This is a genomic window from Arthrobacter sp. RT-1 (genome assembly GCF_003367205.1).
GTDB lineage: Bacteria > Actinomycetota > Actinomycetes > Actinomycetales > Micrococcaceae > Arthrobacter.
This window is the reverse complement of the sequence record NZ_QRGQ01000019.1, coordinates 54,439-74,544: the sequence shown is the minus strand read 5'-3', so window position 1 is coordinate 74,544 and position 20,106 is coordinate 54,439. Positions and strand designations below refer to the sequence as shown.

At 65.4% G+C, this 20,106-nt stretch carries 16 protein-coding genes and 2 tRNA genes; 17 read left to right on the top strand and 1 reads right to left on the bottom strand.

Annotation, left to right across the window (positions count from 1 at the left end; translation table 11 throughout):
- The first annotated feature begins 87 nt into the window (after window positions 1–87).
- From DXK94_RS15030 to DXK94_RS14980, 11 genes are all read left to right on the top strand, one after another.
- Entirely contained in the window at window positions 88–1,995 is a 1,908-nt protein-coding gene (locus DXK94_RS15030) for an acetolactate synthase large subunit (RefSeq protein ID WP_115525581.1), read from the top strand.
- A gap of 2 nt (window positions 1,996–1,997) precedes the next feature.
- The gene (gene ilvN / locus DXK94_RS15025) at window positions 1,998–2,510 is read left to right on the top strand and encodes an acetolactate synthase small subunit (RefSeq protein WP_079597732.1); all 513 of its coding nucleotides are present in this window, start codon (window positions 1,998–2,000) and stop codon (window positions 2,508–2,510) included.
- An 82-nt stretch (window positions 2,511–2,592) separates the two neighbouring features.
- The gene (gene ilvC, locus DXK94_RS15020) at window positions 2,593–3,618 is read left to right on the top strand and encodes a ketol-acid reductoisomerase (RefSeq protein ID WP_079597733.1); all 1,026 of its coding nucleotides are present in this window, start codon (window positions 2,593–2,595) and stop codon (window positions 3,616–3,618) included.
- A gap of 126 nt (window positions 3,619–3,744) precedes the next feature.
- The gene (gene serA, locus DXK94_RS15015; RefSeq protein WP_079597734.1) at window positions 3,745–5,334 is read left to right on the top strand and encodes a phosphoglycerate dehydrogenase; all 1,590 of its coding nucleotides are present in this window, start codon (window positions 3,745–3,747) and stop codon (window positions 5,332–5,334) included.
- A 214-nt stretch (window positions 5,335–5,548) separates the two neighbouring features.
- Window positions 5,549–8,344 (top strand): ABC transporter permease, encoded by a 2,796-nt coding sequence (locus DXK94_RS15010; RefSeq protein ID WP_115525580.1) that lies wholly within the window; start codon window positions 5,549–5,551, stop codon window positions 8,342–8,344.
- Window positions 8,341–9,096, top strand: coding sequence for an ABC transporter ATP-binding protein (locus tag DXK94_RS15005; protein ID WP_079597736.1), 756 nt, complete (start codon window positions 8,341–8,343; stop codon window positions 9,094–9,096). Before DXK94_RS15010 ends, DXK94_RS15005 begins: the two co-directional genes overlap by 4 nt.
- A 33-nt stretch (window positions 9,097–9,129) precedes the next feature.
- Window positions 9,130–10,689: a methionine--tRNA ligase gene (metG, locus tag DXK94_RS15000; protein ID WP_115525579.1), complete on the top strand. Its 1,560-nt coding sequence runs from the start codon at window positions 9,130–9,132 to the stop codon at window positions 10,687–10,689.
- 262 nt (window positions 10,690–10,951) lie between these two features.
- Window positions 10,952–11,791, top strand: coding sequence for a hypothetical protein (locus DXK94_RS21435; RefSeq protein ID WP_181884843.1), 840 nt, complete (start codon window positions 10,952–10,954; stop codon window positions 11,789–11,791).
- 123 nt (window positions 11,792–11,914) lie between these two features.
- Window positions 11,915–12,655, top strand: a complete 741-nt coding sequence (locus DXK94_RS14990; protein ID WP_258868562.1) for a class F sortase — start codon at window positions 11,915–11,917, stop codon at window positions 12,653–12,655.
- Between the two features lie 43 nt (window positions 12,656–12,698).
- Window positions 12,699–13,751 carry a 3-isopropylmalate dehydrogenase gene (locus DXK94_RS14985; RefSeq protein ID WP_115525578.1) on the top strand — a complete coding sequence of 351 codons (1,053 nt, stop codon included), beginning with the start codon at window positions 12,699–12,701 and terminating at the stop codon, window positions 13,749–13,751.
- Between the two features lie 101 nt (window positions 13,752–13,852).
- A complete protein-coding gene (locus tag DXK94_RS14980; protein ID WP_115525577.1) occupies window positions 13,853–14,965 on the top strand; it encodes a branched-chain amino acid aminotransferase in 1,113 nt (370 codons plus the stop codon).
- 100 nt (window positions 14,966–15,065) lie between these two features.
- Here the strand turns inward: DXK94_RS14980 and DXK94_RS14975 are convergent, their stop codons facing one another.
- Window positions 15,066–15,659, bottom strand: coding sequence for a hypothetical protein (locus tag DXK94_RS14975; protein WP_115525576.1), 594 nt, complete (start codon window positions 15,657–15,659; stop codon window positions 15,066–15,068).
- Between the two features lie 121 nt (window positions 15,660–15,780).
- Between DXK94_RS14975 and DXK94_RS14970 the strand changes: the two genes are divergently transcribed.
- From DXK94_RS14970 to DXK94_RS14945, 6 genes are all read left to right on the top strand, one after another.
- On the top strand, window positions 15,781–16,596 hold the full coding sequence (locus DXK94_RS14970; protein WP_115525575.1) for an MBL fold metallo-hydrolase: 816 nt from the start codon (window positions 15,781–15,783) through the stop codon (window positions 16,594–16,596).
- Window positions 16,597–16,601: 5 nt separating this feature from the next.
- Window positions 16,602–17,378, top strand: coding sequence for a fumarylacetoacetate hydrolase family protein (locus tag DXK94_RS14965; RefSeq protein WP_115525574.1), 777 nt, complete (start codon window positions 16,602–16,604; stop codon window positions 17,376–17,378).
- A 49-nt stretch (window positions 17,379–17,427) separates the two neighbouring features.
- Window positions 17,428–18,942, top strand: coding sequence for a glutamate--tRNA ligase (gltX, locus tag DXK94_RS14960; protein ID WP_115525573.1), 1,515 nt, complete (start codon window positions 17,428–17,430; stop codon window positions 18,940–18,942).
- Window positions 18,942–19,679 (top strand): HAD family hydrolase, encoded by a 738-nt coding sequence (locus DXK94_RS14955; RefSeq protein ID WP_079597743.1) that lies wholly within the window; start codon window positions 18,942–18,944, stop codon window positions 19,677–19,679. Before gltX ends, DXK94_RS14955 begins: the two co-directional genes overlap by 1 nt.
- Before the next feature lie 109 nt (window positions 19,680–19,788).
- Window positions 19,789–19,860 (top strand) — tRNA-Gln (locus tag DXK94_RS14950).
- 128 nt (window positions 19,861–19,988) lie between these two features.
- Window positions 19,989–20,064 (top strand) — tRNA-Glu (locus DXK94_RS14945).
- The last annotated feature ends 42 nt before the right edge of the window (window positions 20,065–20,106 follow it).

Genomic DNA, 20,106 nt, shown 5'->3' with positions numbered 1-20,106 from the left:
AACCCCTCGAAGAGCCGCTCAGGCTGAGGGGTTTTTTTATTTCCCGCTGTTTCCATGAACCACAGATGATCCACAAGGAAGAGTCCGATGAGCAAAGGATCGCCCATCAGCCCCTCGCTGATGGCTACCAAGTCCACTGGAGCCGCCAAGGCTCCGGAACGCGCCGACCGCACGGCTGACCATGCCGCCGTCGTCGCCGACCTTGCTGCCGTCTCTCCTGTCCTTGGGCCGAACAACGTTGTACCCCCAACGGTGATGACCGGCTCGCAAGCTATTGTCCGCTCGCTCGAAGAACTCGGCGTCGACGATATTTTCGGTTTGCCTGGTGGCGCGATCCTGCCCACCTACGACCCCTTGATGGCCTCCACCATGAATCACGTGCTGGTCCGTCACGAACAGGGAGCCGGCCACGCCGCGCAAGGCTACGCCATGGTCACCGGACGGGTTGGCGTCTGCATCGCCACCTCGGGCCCGGGTGCCACCAACCTCGTTACCGCCATCATGGATGCCCACATGGACTCCGTGCCGCTGGTGGCCATCACCGGCCAGGTGTCCAGCGGGGTGATCGGCACCGATGCTTTCCAGGAAGCCGACATCGTGGGCATCACCATGCCCATCACCAAGCACTCCTTCCTGGTGACCGATCCCAATGACATTCCGCATGTCATGGCGGAAGCATTCCACCTGGCCTCCACCGGCCGTCCCGGTCCCGTCCTGGTGGACGTGGCCAAGGACGCCCAGGTGGGGCAGATGACCTTCTCCTGGCCGCCCAAAGTGGACCTGCCCGGCTACCGGCCCGTCACCCGCGGCCACAACAAGCAAGTCCGCGAGGCCGCGAAGCTCATTGCCGCGTCCACCAAGCCGGTCCTGTACGTCGGCGGCGGCGTGGTCAAGGCGCACGCCAGCGCCGAACTGCTGGCCCTCGCCGAAGCCACCGGTGCCCCCGTGGTGACCACCCTGATGGCGAAGGGCGTCTTCCCGGACTCGCACCCGCAGCACGTCGGCATGCCCGGTATGCATGGAAGCGTCTCAGCCGTTACCGCGCTGCAGCAGGCCGACCTCCTGATCACCCTCGGCGCCCGCTTCGATGACCGCGTGACGGGTGTGCTCAAGACCTTCGCGCCGATGGCCAAGGTCATCCACGCCGACATCGACCCCGCGGAAATCTCCAAGAACCGCACCGCCGACGTTCCCATCGTGGGATCGGTCAAGGAAATCATTCCGGAACTGACCGAGGCCGTCCGCACGCAGTTCGACGCATCCGGCACACCGGACCTCACCACCTGGTGGGCCTTCCTGAACAACCTTAAGGAAACCTATCCGCTGGGCTGGACTGAACCCGACGACGGGCTCAGCGCCCCGCAGCGGGTCATCGAACGCATCGGCGCCCTCACCGGCCCCGAAGGCGTGTACGTGGCAGGCGTGGGCCAGCACCAGATGTGGGCCGCGCAGTTCATCAAGTACGAGCGCCCGCACGCCTGGCTGAACTCCGGCGGCGCCGGGACGATGGGCTACGCCGTTCCGGCGGCCATGGGCGCCAAGGTGGGCGAACCGGACCGCGTGGTGTGGGCCATCGACGGCGACGGCTGCTTCCAGATGACCAACCAGGAACTGGCCACCTGCGCCATCAACAACATTCCCATCAAGGTTGCCGTCATCAACAACTCCTCGCTGGGCATGGTGCGCCAGTGGCAGACCCTGTTCTACGAGGGCCGCTACTCCAACACCGACCTCAACACCGGCCACGACACCGTCCGCATCCCGGACTTCGTCAAGCTGGGGGAGGCCTACGGCTGCGCCTCGTTCCGCTGCGAACGCGACGAGGACATCGACGCCACCATCCAGAAAGCCCTGGAGATCAACGACCGCCCCGTGGTCATCGACTTCGTGGTGAGCCCCAACTCCATGGTGTGGCCGATGGTGCCCGCCGGCGTGAGCAACGACCAGATCCAGGTTGCCCGCAACATGACCCCGGAATGGGAAGAAGAGGACTGACCATGAGCCGCCACACACTGTCCGTCCTGGTTGAAGATAAGCCCGGCGTCCTGACCCGCGTTGCGAGCCTCTTCGCCCGCCGCGCCTTCAACATCAACTCCCTGGCCGTCGGCCCCACCGAAGTCCCCGGCATCTCCCGGATGACCGTGGTGGTCGACGCCGACGGCGACCTGATCGAACAGGTCACCAAGCAGCTCAACAAACTGATCAACGTCATCAAGATCGTTGAGCTCACCCCCGAATCTTCCGTACAACGCGACCACATCCTGGTTAAAGTACGTGCGGATGCCGCAACACGCCTGCAGGTGACCCAGGCTGCAGACCTGTTCCGCGCCTCAGTGGTCGACGTCTCCACCGATTCCGTCGTCATTGAAGCAACCGGCCATCCCGAGAAGCTCACGGCACTGCTCTCAGTGCTGGAGCCCTTCGGCATCCGCGAAATCGTGCAGTCCGGCACCCTGGCCGTTGGACGGGGATCCCGCTCCATGAGTGACCGGGCGCTGCGCTCCGCCTAGGCGAATGCCCTGGCGGACCACCGCCCGTAACCGCACCACCACACAACACCTATCTACACACCACTCAAGAGGAGTTACGCAAGTGACTGAAATGTTCTACGACGACGACGCCGACCTGTCGATTATCCAGGGCCGCAAGGTTGCCATCGTTGGCTACGGCTCACAGGGCCACGCCCACGCCCTCAACCTGCGCGATTCCGGCGTCGAGGTTGTCATCGCCCTCAAGGAGGGTTCGACGTCGACCGCCAAGGCCGAGGACGCAGGCTTCACGGTCAAGAACGTTGCCGACGCCGCCGAATGGGCCGACGTCATCATGATCCTGGCACCGGACCAGCACCAGCGCTCGATCTTCAATGACTCCATCAAGGACAAGCTGACCCCGGGCAAGGCACTGGCTTTCGCCCACGGCTTCAACATCCGCTTCGGCTACATCCAGGCACCGGAAGGCGTTGACGTCATCCTGGTGGCCCCGAAGGCTCCGGGCCACACCGTGCGCCGCGAATTCGAGGCGGGCCGGGGCATCCCCGACATCATCGCCGTCGAGCAGGATGCCTCCGGCGCCGCCTGGGACCTCGCCAAGTCCTACGCCAAGGCCATCGGCGGCACCCGCGCCGGCGTCATCAAGACCACCTTCACGGAAGAGACCGAAACCGACCTCTTCGGCGAGCAGTCTGTCCTCTGCGGCGGCGTGTCCCAGCTGGTCCAGTACGGCTTCGAGACCCTGACCGAAGCCGGCTACCAGCCGCAGATCGCCTACTTCGAGGTGCTGCACGAGCTCAAGCTCATCGTCGACCTCATGTGGGAAGGCGGCATCGCCAAGCAGCGCTGGAGCGTTTCCGACACCGCAGAGTACGGCGACTACGTCTCCGGCCCCCGCGTCATCACCCCCGAGGTGAAGGAAAACATGAAGGCCGTCCTGGCCGACATCCAGTCCGGTGCCTTCGCCAAGCGGTTCATCGAGGACCAGGACAACGGCGGCGTCGAGTTCAAGGAACTGCGTGCCAAGGCTGAGCAGCACCCCATCGAGGGTGTTGGCCGCGAGCTGCGCTCCCTGTTCTCCTGGCAGCAGCAGGACGTGGACTACGTTGAAGGCTCCGCAGCCCGCTAAGGCTGCCGGTTCCTTCCCCCCATAACGGGCAACGTGAGGCCGGGTTCACACTTAACAATGTGAGCCCGGCCTTTCCGTCGGCCTAGACTTGTTCCATCCCCAGGACTGCAACGCAGAGGATCAGCCGTGTCAAAACCCGTAGTACTGCTCGCCGAAGAACTTTCCCCCGCCACCGTCGAGGCCCTTGGCCCGGACTTTGAAATCCGCCAGACCGACGGCGCCGACCGTTCCCAGCTGCTCTCGGCGATCAGCGACGTTGACGCCATCCTGGTCCGCTCCGCGACCCAGGTCGATGCCGAGGCCATCGCGGCCGCCAAGAACCTCAAGGTCATCGCCCGCGCCGGCGTCGGACTGGACAACGTGGACATCAAAGCCGCCACCCAGGCCGGCGTCATGGTGGTTAACGCCCCCACGTCGAACATCGTCTCCGCCGCCGAACTCACCGTGGGCCACATCCTCAGCCTCGCCCGCCACATTCCGCAGGCCAGCGCCGCCCTCAAGGACGGCGAGTGGAAGCGCTCGAAGTACACCGGCATTGAACTGTTCGAGAAGAAGATCGGCATCATCGGCCTCGGCCGGATCGGCGCCCTGGTGGCAGCACGGCTCAAAGGCTTTGACACCAAGATCCTTGCGTACGATCCCTACATCACCTCCGCCCGCGCAGCGCAGCTCGGCGTGCAGCTGGTCACCCTGGACGAGCTCCTGGCCCAGTCCGACTTCATCACCATCCACATGCCCAAGACCCCGGAAACGGTGGGCATGCTCGGCGCCGATGCCTTCAAGAAGATGAAGAACACCGCCTACGTGGTCAACGTCGCCCGCGGCGGCCTCGTGGACGAAGAAGCCCTCTTCACGGCCCTGCAGGACGGCGAAATCGCCGGTGCCGGCGTCGACGTCTTCGCCAAGGAGCCCAGCACCGACCTGCCGTTCTTCAAGCTGGACAACGTGGTGGTGACCCCGCACCTCGGTGCCTCCACCGACGAAGCCCAGGAAAAGGCCGGCGTTTCCGTTGCCAAGTCCGTCCGCCTCGCCCTCGCCGGCGAACTGGTTCCGGATGCCGTCAACGTGGCCGGTGGCGTTATCGCTCCCGACGTCCGCCCGGGCATCCCGCTGATCGAAAAGCTGGGCCGCATCTTCACCGCGCTGACCCACGATTCCCTGACCCAGTTCGACGTGGAGGTAGCCGGCGAAATCTCGTCGCTCGACGTCAAGGTCCTGGAGCTGGCAGCGCTGAAGGGAATCTTCGCCGACGTTGTGACCGAGCAGGTCTCCTACGTCAACGCCCCGGTCATCGCCGAACAGCGCGGCATCAACGTCCGCCTGATCACCACCCCCGAAACCGAGTCCTACCGGAACGTCCTGACCCTCCGCGGCGCCCTCAGCGACGGCAGCCAGATCTCCGTGGCCGGCACCCTGACCGGCCCCAAGCAGATCCAGAAACTGGTGGGCATCAACGGATTCGAAGTTGAAATCCCCATCAGTGAGCACCTGGTAGTGGTGGCCTACACCGACCGCCCCGGCGTCATTGGCACCATCGGCCACATCCTGGGCATGAACAACATCAACATCGCCGGCATGCAGGTGGCCCGCCACGACCAGGGCGGCCAGGTTCTGGCCCTGCTGACCATCGACAGCTCCGTGCCGCAGCAGGTCCTCGACGCCATCAAGGCCGGCATCGGTGCCGAGATGGTCCGGGAAGTGGACCTGGAGGACTAGCCCAGGATCCGGGAAACGCCGTACCAGCGGCTCCCCTCGGCGCGCCCCAGCGGGGCCACGTATGATTGGCCGGTCTGCTTACAATGGCTGGGTCCTGATTCAGGACCGGGCCGGCAGACCGGCCAATACCTTTTGCACATCCGTCCGTTAATCGCCCATGTCCGGCCCGGCCGGACACGTATGTGCGCACGCAATCCAGGTTTCAGGGAGTTCAATGAACGCCGTCCAGAGGTTCATCAGAAGCAAAGTGCTGCTGTTGACCGCGGCCATCTTGATCGCAGCCATGTGCTTGTCGGTCCTCGTCCAAAGCCAGTCACAGGCTGCACTCAACAGGACCGTGGATGAAAATTCCCGGGGACTCTACGACGTCCTGGTCCAGGCGAAAGCGCCCTCCGGTGCGCTGCTGCAGCCCGAAATCGCCAACGGCACCGGTGGCATCAGCTTTGAACAACTGGACTCGATACGGAAGCTGTCCGGCACGTCGGTTGCCGCCCCCATCAGCCTGGTCTCCCGCGTCACGCAGAACCTTGAGTCCCCGCGCCTGGACGCCATGGACTACCTCGGCTACAACGCCGGGCTGGCCGGAACCGCCACGGCGGACCAGGCGGCCGGCGCCACGGCTCCGGACAAGTGGCCCGCGGCCGAGTCCGTGCTGAGCGACGAAACCAAGAAGTACCGCCTCACCGCCAGCGCCGTGAGCTCCGACGGCGTCTCCGAACAAACGCTCTTTAAATCCACTGCCGAGGGAAGCCTTGGCAAGGCAAAGCTGGTCGAGGAAAAGGCCGCCGGCGGCAACAGCATCCGGATTGCCGCGCCCGAAGGTGAAACGGGCATCAAGTTCCCCGCGCCGGCCGGCGGCTCCGAGCACAACCTCTTCAACCTGTCCGTGTCCCTGCCGCTGGCCCCCGAGGTAACGGAATCCGTGGTGGCCGTGGACCCCGCCGCCGAGCGCGCCCTGCTGGGATCCTCCGGTGACTTCCTTGCCCCGCTGGAGAAGGCCCCGCCTGCCGACGCCCGCGACGCCGGAGCCATCGGACGCTACTTCGAAGGCCTCTTCACCAACGGCATCGGCCTCGACCAGCTCGAAGAAGGACCGGATTTCCTGGGCGTCAAGCTCAAGTACTGGGCACCCCTGATGACCCAGTACCAGCAGGCAAAGCGGACCGGCCAGCTGACCGCCGACTCCCAGGCCATTCCGCTGATTGTCCGCTCGGGCACCTCCCTGGACCTGAAGTACAACGTCAAGATCGAAGAGATCGACGACGCCGGCAAGGTGGTCAAGGACGTCGGAACCGTCTCCCGTTCCCTGGACAAGGATTACCTGCCGTTCGTCTCCAAGGACCCCTTCGTCCTGTCCTGGCCCGGCTCCACGGACCACTCCTCCCTCCTGGGCAGCACCGGCAACTTCAACCAGGGCCTTTACACCCCTGCCACCTGGAGCACCGACTTTGCCGCCGCCCCCAAATACACCGACGGCGAGGCCGCAGCCAACGGCGCCGTGGAAAAGACCGCGGTTCCCGGCGAATGGGTAACCATCAACCGGCTGCCTGAAAAGAGCGCCAACGGCACCCCCGTGGACCAGACCCAGCGCGAACCCGTGGATGAGCGTTCCTACCGGGAAAACCTGGCCACAGGGGAGCAGGTGGCAGCTCCGCTGGCCATGGTCTACGGAACCTTTGATCCCGCCGCTGTGGCGGAGGCCGCCGGCGACGTCAACAAGCTGCCCCTTGGCGGCTACGACCCCACCCCGTTCACCCTGGTCAAGGATGCCGAGGACAAGGACGTGCCCGCCACCGAGCTGGAACCCTCCCTGAGCGCCACCGGCCTCGCCAGCCAGTCTGCCGGAGCCATCACCGACTACTACGGTCTGGCTGCCGCCCGCGGCTACACGGACAACGCCGACGTCATCGACGCCATCCGTGTCCGTGCCAAGGCGCCGGGCAGCTGGAAGGAAGCCCAGCCCGAGGTGGAAAAGCTCGCCAACGAAATCCGCGCCATGGGCCTCGAAGCCACCATCGTGGCCGGCTCCGCACGTGAGGACGCCAGCATCTTCGTCCCCGGATACTCCAAGGACGACGCCGGCAAGGAATCTGCCCTGGGCACCGTCCAGCAGTCCTGGGTCCGGCAGAATGCGGCGGAGGCAGTCACCGGATCGCTGTCGGGAACCAACATCACCCTGCTCTTCCTGACCCTGTGCGGTGCCGCCCTGCTGACCGGCGCGTCAACAGTGAGCTACATCCGCAAGCGGCGAAGCGAAGCAGGCACCCTCCGGGCCATGGGCTGGACGCAGCGGCGGATCCGCAGCTGGGTGCTGGAGGAATTCGGCGTGGGAGCCGTGCTGCTGGCAGTGGCCGGCATCGTGCTCAGCCTGCTCAGCTGGAGCCTGGCGACGGCCCTGGTGTGCGTCGCCGTCCTGGTGCTCTACGCAGGCGCTGCCCTCTTCGCAGCCCAGCAGCTCCGCCACCGCGACGTCATCGACCAGGAGCCGCAGCACGACGAGCGGCTAATTCCTGTGGACTCGCCGCTGACCTTCGCCAACCGGCAGCTGGGCACCAACAAATTCAACACGCTGTCCCTGGCCGTCGCCGTCGGCGTGTTCGGTGCCGCTGTGGGCGGGCTGATCGCCCTGCTGATCGACATCCCCCGCGCGGCCGGCGCCAGCGCCCTGAGCGGGCTCGCCGCCGCCAGCGTCGCGCTGCCGAGCATCCTCCTGGCACTCGCCGGGGTTGTGGTGGGCCTGGTGCTGACACTGGTCACCGGCCGGTTTGAGCTCAACGCCAAGCGCCAGTACCTGGGCATCCTTGAGGCGATGGGATGGAACCCGGACATGCTCCGCCAGGTCCGGCTCTTCGAAAACGCGCTGGTAGGAACCGTGGCCCTGCCGCTGGGCGTGCTGGGCGCCCTGGGCATCGGCCTCCTGCTGGCACCCTATGCCGCATTGTGGGCAGGCGTCGCCGGCCTCGTGGCTGTACTTTGCTGGATACCGATTGCAACGAAAGTGGTCCAATGACAAACCCGACCAATGTCCAGCGGAGCCGCCGGGGCGGCTCCGGCGAGGTTCCCCTGCAGACCCGCGCCAACACCATCGTCAAGGAGGCCGACCACGCCACCCCGCTGGAGCTGAGCGACATCACCATCCGCTACGGCGGCGGCAAGGGCGGTGCTGAAGCCGTCAGCGTTGTGGAAGGCTTCGACCTCACCCTGCACGCCGGCGAGATGCACTGCGTCGCCGGCCGAAGCGGCTCAGGCAAGACCAGCATCCTGACCGTCGGCGCGGGACTCACGCTGCCGACGTCGGGACGCGTCTTCTGGGAAGGCGACTCCCTGGAAAGCATGGGCGACGACGAAATCGCCGACCGCCGTCGTGCGCTGATCGGATACGTGGACCAGGGCGGCGCCCTGATCGACGGTATGAGCGCCCTCGAAAACGTGCTCCTGCCCGCCGTTCCCGACGGTGAAGTGGACCAGCGGCGGGACATGGCCAAGGACCTGCTGGACCTGGTGGGCCTGGGCCGCCGGATGCGGCACCGCCCCGCCCAGCTGTCCGGCGGCGAACGCCAGCGCGTGGCCATCGCCCGGGCCCTGATCCTGGGCACCAGGGTCCTGGTGGTGGACGAGCCCACCGCCAGCCTTGACCGCGCATCCGCCAACCGCATTATCAGTATCCTGAAAGACACCACGTCCGATGGAATCGCCGTCCTGGTGGCGTCGCACGACCACGAACTGGTCCGGCTCAGCGATTCCCTGACTGAACTGATCTAGCCCGCCCCTCCGCACCGAAGGTACCGTCCGCACGTGACTGCTTCAGAGAAAACGCCGTTCTACATCACCACGGCCATCACCTACCCCAACGGCGTGCCGCACATCGGCCACGCCTACGAGTACATCGCCACCGATGCCATGGCCCGCTTCAAGCGGCTGGACGGCTTTGACGTGATGTTCCTGACCGGCACGGACGAGCACGGCATGAAGATCGCGCAGACGGCCGAGAGGGAGGGCATCACGCCCAAGGAGCTGGTGGACCGCAACGCAGAGGTGTACAAAGCGGCGCATTCCGCCCTGGGCATCACGTACGACCGCTTCATCCGCACCACAGACGAGGACCACTACGCCGCGTCGCAGGCCATCTGGAAAAAGATGGAAGCCAAGGGTGACATCTACCTGTCGAAGTATGAGGGCTGGTACTCCGTCCGGGACGAGGCGTTCTACGGTGAGGATGACACCGTGGTCAAGGACGACGGCGTGCGCTACTCGAAAGAGACCGACACCGAGGTGACCTGGACGGCAGAGGAGAGCTATTTCTTCCGGCTCTCCGCCTACCAGGACCGGCTCCTGGCCCTCTACGAGGCGCAGCCGGAGTTCGGCGCACCCCAGTCCCGGTTCAACGAGGTGATCAGCTTCGTCCGCCGCGGGCTGGAGGACCTGTCCATCAGCCGCACCACGTTCGATTGGGGCGTGCCCGTTCCCGGCAACGACAAACACGTCATGTACGTGTGGGTGGACGCGCTCACGAACTACCTCACGGGCGTTGGCTACCCGGATGTCGATTCGGAGATGTTCCGTAAGTACTGGCCGGCCGACGTCCACGTGATCGGCAAGGACATCTCCCGGTTCCACGCCATCTACTGGCCTGCGTTCCTGATGAGCGCGGGCCTGGAATTGCCCAAGCGGGTCATGATCCACGGCTTCCTGCACAACAACGGCGTCAAAATGTCCAAGTCCCTCGGCAACGTGGTGGCTCCCGCGGATTTCGTGGCGCAGTACGGCCTGGACCAGGTGCGCTTCTTCTTCCTCCGGGAGGTTCCCTTCGGCGCAGACGGAAGCTACAACCACGAAGCCATCGTGGGCCGGATGAACTCCGACCTCGCCAACAACTTCGGCAACCTCGCGCAGCGTTCGCTGTCCATGGTGGCGAAGAACTGCGGCGGCGCGGTTCCCGCCCCGGGTGCGTTTACTGCCGCGGATAGCGCCATCCTGGAACAGGCGGGCGGCCTCCTCGAAACTGCCCGGGCTGCCTTCGAGAAACAGGAATTCAGCCGGGCCCTGGAAGCCATCTGGACTGTCCTGGGCGATACCAATGCCTACTTTGCCGAGCAGGCGCCCTGGGTGCTGCGGAAGACCGACGTCGAACGCATGAACACCGTGCTGTACGTCACGCTCGAGGTGCTCCGGATCGTGTCCATCCTGGCCCAGCCGGTGATGCCCACCGCCACGGCCGCCCTCCTGGACAGCCTGGGCCAGCCCGAAGGGGAAGCCCGCCAGTTTGCCGCCATCGGTACCCCGATCGTTGCCGGAACTGCTCTGCCTGCCCCGGCACCGGTGTTCCCGAAGTACGAGGAGCCTGCGGAAGCCTAAGCAGTATGCCCGGCTCCGGAACGTCCGGGCAGGTATCTATCCGGTCGCAGAGTAGCCCGGCGGTTCGAACACAGGTATTTCCTACTCGGGACTCTCCGCCCCGCCTTCCATAGCCTGAACGGGTTAGCAAACTGACAGTTCGCATCTGGGAGAACCGTCGCCCCGATGCTGTCTGTTTGCGTTGTGACCCGTCAGGTTGGGGCGGTCGTGTTCTCCCGTACGTCTTGCAGTTTGAAGCAGACTATGGACGGAGACGGAAAAAATGCATCGGATCCTAGCCGCACTCGGGGTTACAGGCCTCGCCCTTCTAGGCGCGTCAGCCACGGCCGTGGCCTCGCCACCGGAATCATCCGGCGGTGACGGGAAGATCACCATCTGCCACGCGACGGGCTCAGACACGAACCCCTACGTGTCAGTCACCATGAGCCTCAACGCACTCAAAGCCCACCTGGGCCACCAGCACAATGAGGACATCATTCCGGCCAACAGCATGCTGCCTGCAGGCCAGAACCTCCACAAGGTGGACTGGTGGAATGCCGGCTGCGCCAAGCCGGGCGGAACCCCGCATGAGGGCAACGACAAGAAAATCACCATCTGCCACGCGACGGGATCGGCGTCAAATCCCTACGTGGTTATCACCATCGCCCTGCAGGGCCTCAACGGCCACGCTGGCGACCACCACCAGCACACCGAGGACATCATCCCGCCGAACCATGGGAAGGTAATCCCCGCGGGGCAGAACTGGACTGACGACGGGAAAGCCACGTACAACAACGGGTGCGTTCCCACGAAAGCAGCGCCCGTAGTTCCACCTGTTGTTCCGCCGGTGGTTCCACCTGCCGTAGTGCCGCCGGCGGTCGTACCTCCGGCCGGTGCCGTGGTTCCGGCCCCGGCCCCCGCCCCGGCAGGCGCTGTCGTCGGGGGCGGCGCAGTGACCGCGGTCAACGAGGGTTTCAACGTGCAGACCGCGGTGTCTGAGCCGGATCCGGGGATGGCTCCCTGGCTCGGAGGCGCGGCCGTCCTGCTGCTCGCCGGAGGTGCCATTGCAGCCCGGAAAACCCTGGCAGCTGGCGGCAGCCGCCATGGCGAAGCCCGCAGTTAGCACGTCGGCCGGTGCGCTGGCGGCAAGTGGCTGAATGATGCGCACGGCGCCGTGCCCCGCAAGTGGCACGGCGCCGTGTGCCTTTAGCGCCTTTGATCGAGTTGACCGAAACCCGAGGTGACCGTGAACGAACCCGGCCCAGCCACTGCACATCAAAAAGAAAGTCCTGCCGCCCGGAAACGGACCCGGCGGGACGCACCGCGCCTTCGCTTTATCGCCGCCCTGGGCCTGCTCACCGCGCTGGGCTGCCTGATGTTCCTGTTGCTGCCCGCACTGTTGGGTATGGGAGGCGGCAGCGTCCAGTCTGGCGGCAGCCCGCCCGTGGCTTCCGCATCGCCGTCATCGACGAATTACGGTACGGCCCCGGAATCCCCGGCAGCGCCGCTGACTCCCGACCTGCCGCCGGCCACTCCCGCCTGGCCGCCCGCGGCGCCGCCGCAACGGCTGGTTTACCCGTCTGCGGACATTGACGTGGTGGTTCATCCTCTCGATCCGAGCGCCGACGACAAGGAGCGCCAGACCATCATTCCGCCTCCCACCATGGACGGATACTGGCTAACGCCGTACGGGGCACCGGGAGCCGGCTCAACCAATACCACCTACGTGGTGGGCCACAGCTGGCAGGACCGTGAGGCGCCCTTCAACCGGCTCAGCAGCCGGGCGTCTGCCGGTGACCTCCTCACCGTAGCCACCGGTACCGGCGAACTCGGTTACCGTGTTGATTCGGTCACCACGTACGAAAAGTCAGGCCTGAAGGACAGCGCCATTTGGGACGTTGCTCCCAACAGGCTGGTTCTTATTTCCTGCTACACGGATGACCTCTGGGGAACCAACGTCGTCGTTGTGGCATCGCCCGTATATTGAGACAGCTTGACCAGCATATGGATGACTTGGCTACCCTGAAACCATGAGCGCATCCTCCATTGATCTGGCAGTTATTCCCGGCGACGGCATTGGCCCCGAAGTCATCGCCGAGGCAGTCAAAGTACTGGAAAAGGCTGTGGCCGCTGAGGGCGTTGAGCTCAAGCAGACGCACTACAAGCTCGGCGCCGAGCACTGGCTGGCCACGGGGGAGACGCTGCCGGACGAGGTCCTGGCCGACCTCCGGACCCGGGACGCCATCCTTTTCGGCGCAGTGGGCGCCGCTCCCGGCGACACGCGCATTCCCTCCGGCATCATTGAACGCGAGATGCTCCTGAAGCTCCGCTTCAGCCTGGACCACTACGTCAATTTGCGGCCGTCCCGGCTCTACGGAACAGTGGGCAGCCCGCTGGCCAACCCCGGCACCATCGACTTCATCGTGGTGCGCGAAGGAACCGAGGGCCCTTACGTGGGCAACGGCGGCACCCTGCGCGCCGGAACCCCGCACGAAGTTGCCACCGAAGTGTCCCTGAACACGGCACACGGCGTGGAGCGCGTGGTCCGCGATGCCTTCCGCCGCGCCAGCGCCCGGGAACGCAAGCACGTTACCCTGGTCCACAAGCACAACGTCCTGGTCTACGCCGGGCATCTCTGGAAGCGCACCGTCGAGGCCGTTGCCCAGGAGTTCCCCGAGGTGACGCACGACTACCTCCACGTGGATGCCGCCACCATCTTTATGGTCACGGACCCGTCCCGCTTCGACGTGATTGTCACCGACAACCTCTTCGGTGACATCCTCACCGACCTCGCCGCGGCCATCACCGGCGGCATCGGGCTGGCAGCGTCCGGCAACATCAACATGGACCGCACAGCGCCGTCCATGTTCGAACCCGTCCATGGCTCCGCCCCGGACATCGCCGGGCAGGGCAAAGCAGACCCCACCGCTGCAATCCTCTCGGCGGCCCTCCTGCTCGACCACCTTGGCTACGCCGGTGCTGCCCGGAAGATCGAAGCCGCGGTGGTTGCCGACGTCGAAAAGCGCGACGGCAGCCCCCGCAGCACCAGCGCCGTGGGCGATGCCATCGCCGCCGGACTCTAGCGCGCCGAGGCCTCCTGCATCGGGCGTAAGCTTGTCTCGAATCACCAAATGCCGCCCTGCCGTTCAGCGCTGAACCCGGGGCGGCCGATCGTGGAGGAACCATGACCCAGACTGCCCATGGCGTCGAATTCAGCCAGCAGCTTTCGGCCAACCCGAAGTCTGCTGAAGAGCGTGCAGCCATCCTGGCGAACCCGGGATTCGGCAACCACTTCACCGACCACACCGCCATCGTCGATTACAGCGTGGACGCGGACGGCAACGGCGGCTGGCACAATCCGCGCGTGGAGGCCTATGGACCCATCACCCTGGATCCGTCGGCTGCGGTGCTGCACTACGGGCAGGAGATTTTCGAGGGGCTCAAGGCCTACCGCCACGCCGACGGCTCCATCTGGAGCTTCCGTCCGGAAGCCAACGCCGCACGCCTGAACAAGTCAGCCCGGCGGCTGGCCCTGCCGGAACTGCCGGCAGAGTACTTCCTCGGAGCCATCCGCGAACTGGTGGCCGCTGACAAGGAATGGGTTCCCGCCGGCGACGGCGAAGCACTCTACCTCCGGCCCTTCATGATCGCCACGGAGGCCTTCCTGGGCGTCCGTGCAGCCCGTGAAGTGTCCTTTCGCGTGATCGCCTCGCCCGCCGGGAACTACTTTGGCGGCGAACTCAAGCCTGTCTCCATCTGGATCTCACGTGAATTTGCCCGTGCGGGCCGGGGCGGCACGGGCGACGCCAAGTGCGGGGGCAACTACGCAGCCTCGCTCATTGCCCAGCAAGAGGCTGAAGCCAACGGCTGCAAGCAGGTTCTGTTCCTGGACCACTTCAACGACGATGCTGTTGAAGAACTGGGCGGCATGAACGTGTTCTTCGTGATGAAGGACGGCTCGCTCGTCACGCCCGCCCTCACCGGCACCATCCTGGAAGGCATTACCCGGATGTCGGTCATCCAGGTGGCAAAGGACATGGGCCGTGAGGTTACCGAACGCAAGATCACCCTGGATGAGTGGCGCGACGGCGTCGCTTCCGGCGATATTGCCGAGGTCTTCGCGTGCGGCACCGCGGCCGTCATCACCCCCATCGGCGTCTTGAAGGACGCTACCGAGTTCATTGGCTCCGAGGACGCTACGGCGGGGGAGACCACCATGGCCATCCGCCAGCAGCTGCTGGGCATCCAGACCGGGGCGGTCCCGGACACCCACGGCTGGCTGACCCGCCTGGCATAGCCGGCGCTCAAGCCCCACAACAACGACGGCGCCTGCCGGGCATCTGCCCGGCGGGCGCCGTTCGTTGTGTACGTACCACGGCGGGAGTCAGCCGTCCAGGTCAGCGGCGGGCGGCCTTCCTGGCGGCGTTCTTCAAGGCCTTGCGGGAAACAGGCTTCAGGGCCTTCCGTGCAGCTTCTTCTTCCAGCGCCCGGTTGCGGCGGGCGTCGATCATGTCGTTCCACAGCGTCGTCGCAAAGACGCCGCCGTCCTGGGCGTACACGTCGTAGGGGTAGCCGGTAAAAATGGGCGGCGTGGTAGTGCCGCCAGGCAAATCCTTGCCTGCTGCCTTGGCGACGGCGTCCGCGACAGCCCAGGTCCGGGTCAGGTGGCGCGTGAGGTTCTCCTGGACAAACATGTTTGCGTCACTGGCCGCGGCGGCGCGCTTCAGGAGATCCTCCAGGTCGTCGGCCAGAACACGCGCTGCCGCTTCCTCCGCGGGTACCGAATCCGCAGGCAGGTCCCTGGCCGCTTTTTCCACCGCCTCACTCCAATCGGCGGTTTCGCGGAACTTCCGCCACGTGGGAAACCAGACGATGCCACCCGTTGCATGGTTGTGGATGTGCAGGAGCCCGCTGTTCTTCTCCGTCGCGGCATGGTCGTGGCCGGCGGAATCGGCTGCGGCGAGGAGGTCTGCAAGTGTTGTGGTGCTCATGGTGTGTGGTTCCGGCTTCCTGGGAGAGAGCGAGGGGATTCACTGGTGGTCAACCGGGGCACCCGGCTGTTCTATTCCGGACGCGGGGCGGCGGTGGTCCGGCGCCGGATGCAAAGATGTGATGGTGACTTCAGCTTCCGGCCCCATCCTGCAGCGCAGCTCTGCCCTGACGCGGTACATCCTGGCCCCAAACCCCGGGCCCATGAGCCTCGAGGGAACCAACTCCTACGTGATGTGGGCCGCCGGGTATCCCGGCGCCGTCGTGGTGGACCCCGGCCCGCTGGACGAGGCCCACCTCCAGGCACTTGCCGATGCCGGCCCGGTGGAACTGATCCTCATCACCCACCGCCACGCTGACCATACTGCCGGATCGGCCCGCCTGCATGAACTGACCGGCGCCCCGGTCCGTGCCGCCGATCCCGTGCATTGCCACGGCGGCGGAGAACCCCTGCACGGCGGGGTGGTCCACGCCGCCGGGCTGGAGATTAACGTGCTGCCCACTCCCGGCCATACGTCGGATTCGCTGTCCTTCCATCTTCCCGACGACGGCCCCCACGGTTCCGTGCTGACCGGCGACACCATCCTGGGCAGGGGCACCACCATGCTGGACTTCCCGGACGGCACACTGGGGGACTACCTCACCACGCTGGACAGGCTTGAGGCGTTGGGTCCGGCCACCGTCCTCCCGGCGCACGGACCCGTGCTGCCCTCCGTGGAGTCCATTGCGCGGGATTACCGCCTGCACCGGCAGGAGCGGCTCGGCCAGATCCGCGCGGCGCTGGCACAACTCGGCCGGGACGCCACCGTGGGTGAGGTGGCTGACGTCGTCTATTCCGACGTCGGCCCTTCCGTCCGGCGGGCAGCCGAAATGTCCGTTGCCGCACAGCTGCACTACCTGCGCGCTGAAGGAAGTGGCCAGGCCGGGACGGTAGGGTAGGGACCATGCGTATTGCCAGGTTTGTTGTCGATTCTGATCCCCTGTACGGCGTTGTGGAAGGCGAAACGGGCAGTGAGGAAATCACTGTCATCCACGGAGACCCCTTCTTCAACGGCGTGGAGCGCACGTCCGTCCGGCACAAGCTGGAGGACGTCCGGTTGCTGGCGCCCATCATCCCGCGCAGCAAGGTCATCGGCGTGGGCCGCAACTTCGTGGAGCACGCCCATGAGCTTGGCAATGAAGTGCCCGCCCAGCCGCTCCTCTTCCTGAAGCCCAACACCGCCGTCGTTGGCCCCAACGATCCCGTTGTCCTGCCGGAATTCTCCGAGGAAGTCTCGTTCGAGGCGGAACTGTGCGTGGTGATCGGCCGGATCTGCAAGGACGTCCCGGAAGACCGGGTGGACGACGTCATTTTCGGGTACACCTGCGGCAACGACCTCACCGCCAGGGACGTGCAGAAGAGCGACCTGCAGTGGACGCGGGCCAAGGGCTTTGACACCTCCGCACCACTGGGACCATGGATCGAGACGGAGCTGGACACCGAGGATCTCCAGATCCAGGGCCGGCTCAACGGCGAACTGCGCCAGGACGGCAGCACCAGCCAGATGATCCGCGGGGTCCGCGAACTCGTGTCCGTCGTCTCGCAGGCCTTCACGCTGCTGCCCGGCGACGTCATCATGACCGGCACCCCGGCCGGGGTCGGCCTGGTTAACGCCGGCGACCGCTTTGAGGTGGAAATCGAAGGAATCGGCCGGTTGTCCAACCCCATAGTCCGCCGCTGACCCAGGCCCGCCAAGGCCCCTGGCGGCAGGCGGTAAAGTTGAAGCCACTATGACTACTGCTTCTGCGTCGCCTGCTGCCTCCCTGCCCTCCGTTCCTGCCGAAACACCCGTACGGGTCCGTTTCTGCCCCTCGCCCACCGGAACCCCGCACGTCGGGCTGATCCGCACGGCGCTGTTTAACTGGGCCCATGCCAAGCACACGAAGGGCACCTTCGTGTTCCGCATTGAGGACACGGACGCGGCACGCGACTCGGAGGAAAGCTACCAGCAGCTGCTCGAAGCACTGAAGTGGCTGGGCATCACGTGGGAAGAAGGCGTGGAAGTCGGCGGTCCGCACGAGCCGTACCGGCAGTCCCAGCGCCTGGACCTCTACAAGGACGTCGTGGCCAAGCTGATCGAGGCCGGCTACGCCTACGAGTGCTACTCGTCCCCGGAGGAGGTCGAGGCACGCCACCGCGCAGCGGGCCGCGACCCCAAGCTCGGCTACGACAACTTTGACCGTGAGCTGACCGAGGAACAAATAGCGGCCTTCAAATCCGAAGGCCGCGAGCCCGTGCTGCGGGTCCGGATGCCGGATGAGGACGTCACCTTCACAGACCTGGTCCGCGGCGAGATCACCTTCAAGGCCGGCAGCATCCCGGATTACGTCATTGTGCGCGCTGACGGATCCCCCCTGTACACGTTGGTCAATCCTGTCGACGATGCACTCATGGGCATCACGCACGTGCTGCGCGGTGAGGACCTGCTCTCCTCCACGCCGCGCCAGGTTGTCCTCATCCGCGCCCTGATGGAACTTGGCGTGGCCAGCTACATGCCGGAATTTGGCCACCTGCCGTACGTTATGGGCGAAGGCAACAAGAAGCTGTCCAAGCGGGATCCCCAGTCCAACCTGTTCCTGCTGCGGGACCGCGGCTTCATTCCCGAAGGCCTCCTGAACTACCTCTCCCTGCTGGGCTGGAGCCTGTCTGCCGACGAAGACATCTTCACGGTGGACCAGCTGATCGAGAACTTCGACGTGCACGACGTCCTGGCCAACCCGGCGCGCTTTGACATCAAGAAGGCAGAAGCCATCAACGGGACCCACATCAGGATGCTTGCGCCGGAGGATTTCCGGGACCGGCTGGTGCCCTATCTGCAGGCGGCCGGCTACCTGGGGGAGCAGCCGACCGCGCGGCAGGAAGAGATCCTCACCGAAGCCGCACCGCTGATCCAGGAGCGCATCTCGCTCCTGGGCGAGGCGCCGGACATGCTCGGATTCCTGTTCAAGGACGATGACGCCATCGACATCGCGGACGACGCCCGCAAGGGACTGCCGGAAAACCTGGCCGAAGTCCTCGACGCGGCCATCACGGCGCTCGAGCCCGTTGACGAGTGGACCCCGGACAACATCCAGAAGGCCCTGAAACAGGCGCTTGTGGAAGACCTCGGCATCAAGCCGCGCCTCGCCTTCGGCCCCGTCCGCACAGCGGTTTCGGGGCGGCGGATCTCGCCGCCGCTGTTTGAATCCATGGTGATCCTGGGCAAGGAATCCTCCCTGCGCCGGCTCCGGACCTTCCGCGGCTGATGACTGCTCCCAGCAAGGCACGCAGCGGTGTCCTGGAAACGCCCTTCGGGCCCGTCCGGGGCGTCCTTTTCGACATCGACGACACCCTGGTGGACCTCGAATATTCGATGACGACTGCCTTGCGGGAAGTCAGCGAACACCTCCTGCCCGGCCTGGACCAGGCCGGGTGGGAGCGGTTTGGCCGCATCTTCACCCACGAGACCACGCACTACTACGACCAATACCTGGCCGGTGACCTGACGTTCAACGAGCAGCGCCTCCTCCGCGGCCGGGCCGCATTGGGGCACTTTGGCGTGGACCTGGGGGAGGGTGAGGAATCGCACCGGTGGCTCAGCGCCTACATGGAGAAGCAGCCCTCCTACGTCAAACCCTTCCCGGACGTGCTGCCGCTGCTCGATGTCCTGGACCGCGCGGGTATTCCCTACGGCGCGGTCAGCAACAATGTCCACGATTACCAGCGGGCCAAACTCGACAGCGCCGGGCTGGAGCGCGTCTCGCGGCTGGTGGGCACGGACACCCTGGGAGTGGCCAAACCCAACCCGGCCATTTACCTCGAAGGCGTCCGGCTGCTGGGCACCCCTGCCGCCGAAACCCTCTACGTCGGCGATAACCGGCTGCTTGATGCGGAAGGCTCGACGGCGGCCGGCTTGCTTGGCGTCTGGCTGAACCGGACGGGGGAGCCGGGGCAGGGGTTCGACGGCGGCATGGTTGCCTCGCTGGACCAGCTGGTCAGCTAAGTCACACAGTTCCGATTTGTGCGAGCCGGAAGTCTCGGGTAAAGTAATTTCTCGTGCTGAGGGGCACGGAGCGGGGCAAAAGCCCTGAAAACCGGCCCGAAAGTATCATTGGGATATGGTGTAATTGGCAACACTACGGTTTCTGGTACCGTCATTCTAGGTTCGAGTCCTGGTATCCCAGCTCTGGTTTGAGCGCCGTTCCGGCCTCAAAACGGAACGGTTTCAAGCGGTCCGCCGATTTGAAACCACAGCGCAGTGTGTGAAACAATCACTGAGCTTGACCAGCGGAAACGCTGGCAGGAAGTACACGGCCCCATCGTATAGCGGCCTAGTACGCCGCCCTCTCACGGCGGTAACGCGGGTTCGAATCCCGCTGGGGTCACCAACGGAAATGGTCCCGGGCAACAGCCCGGGGCCATTTTTCATT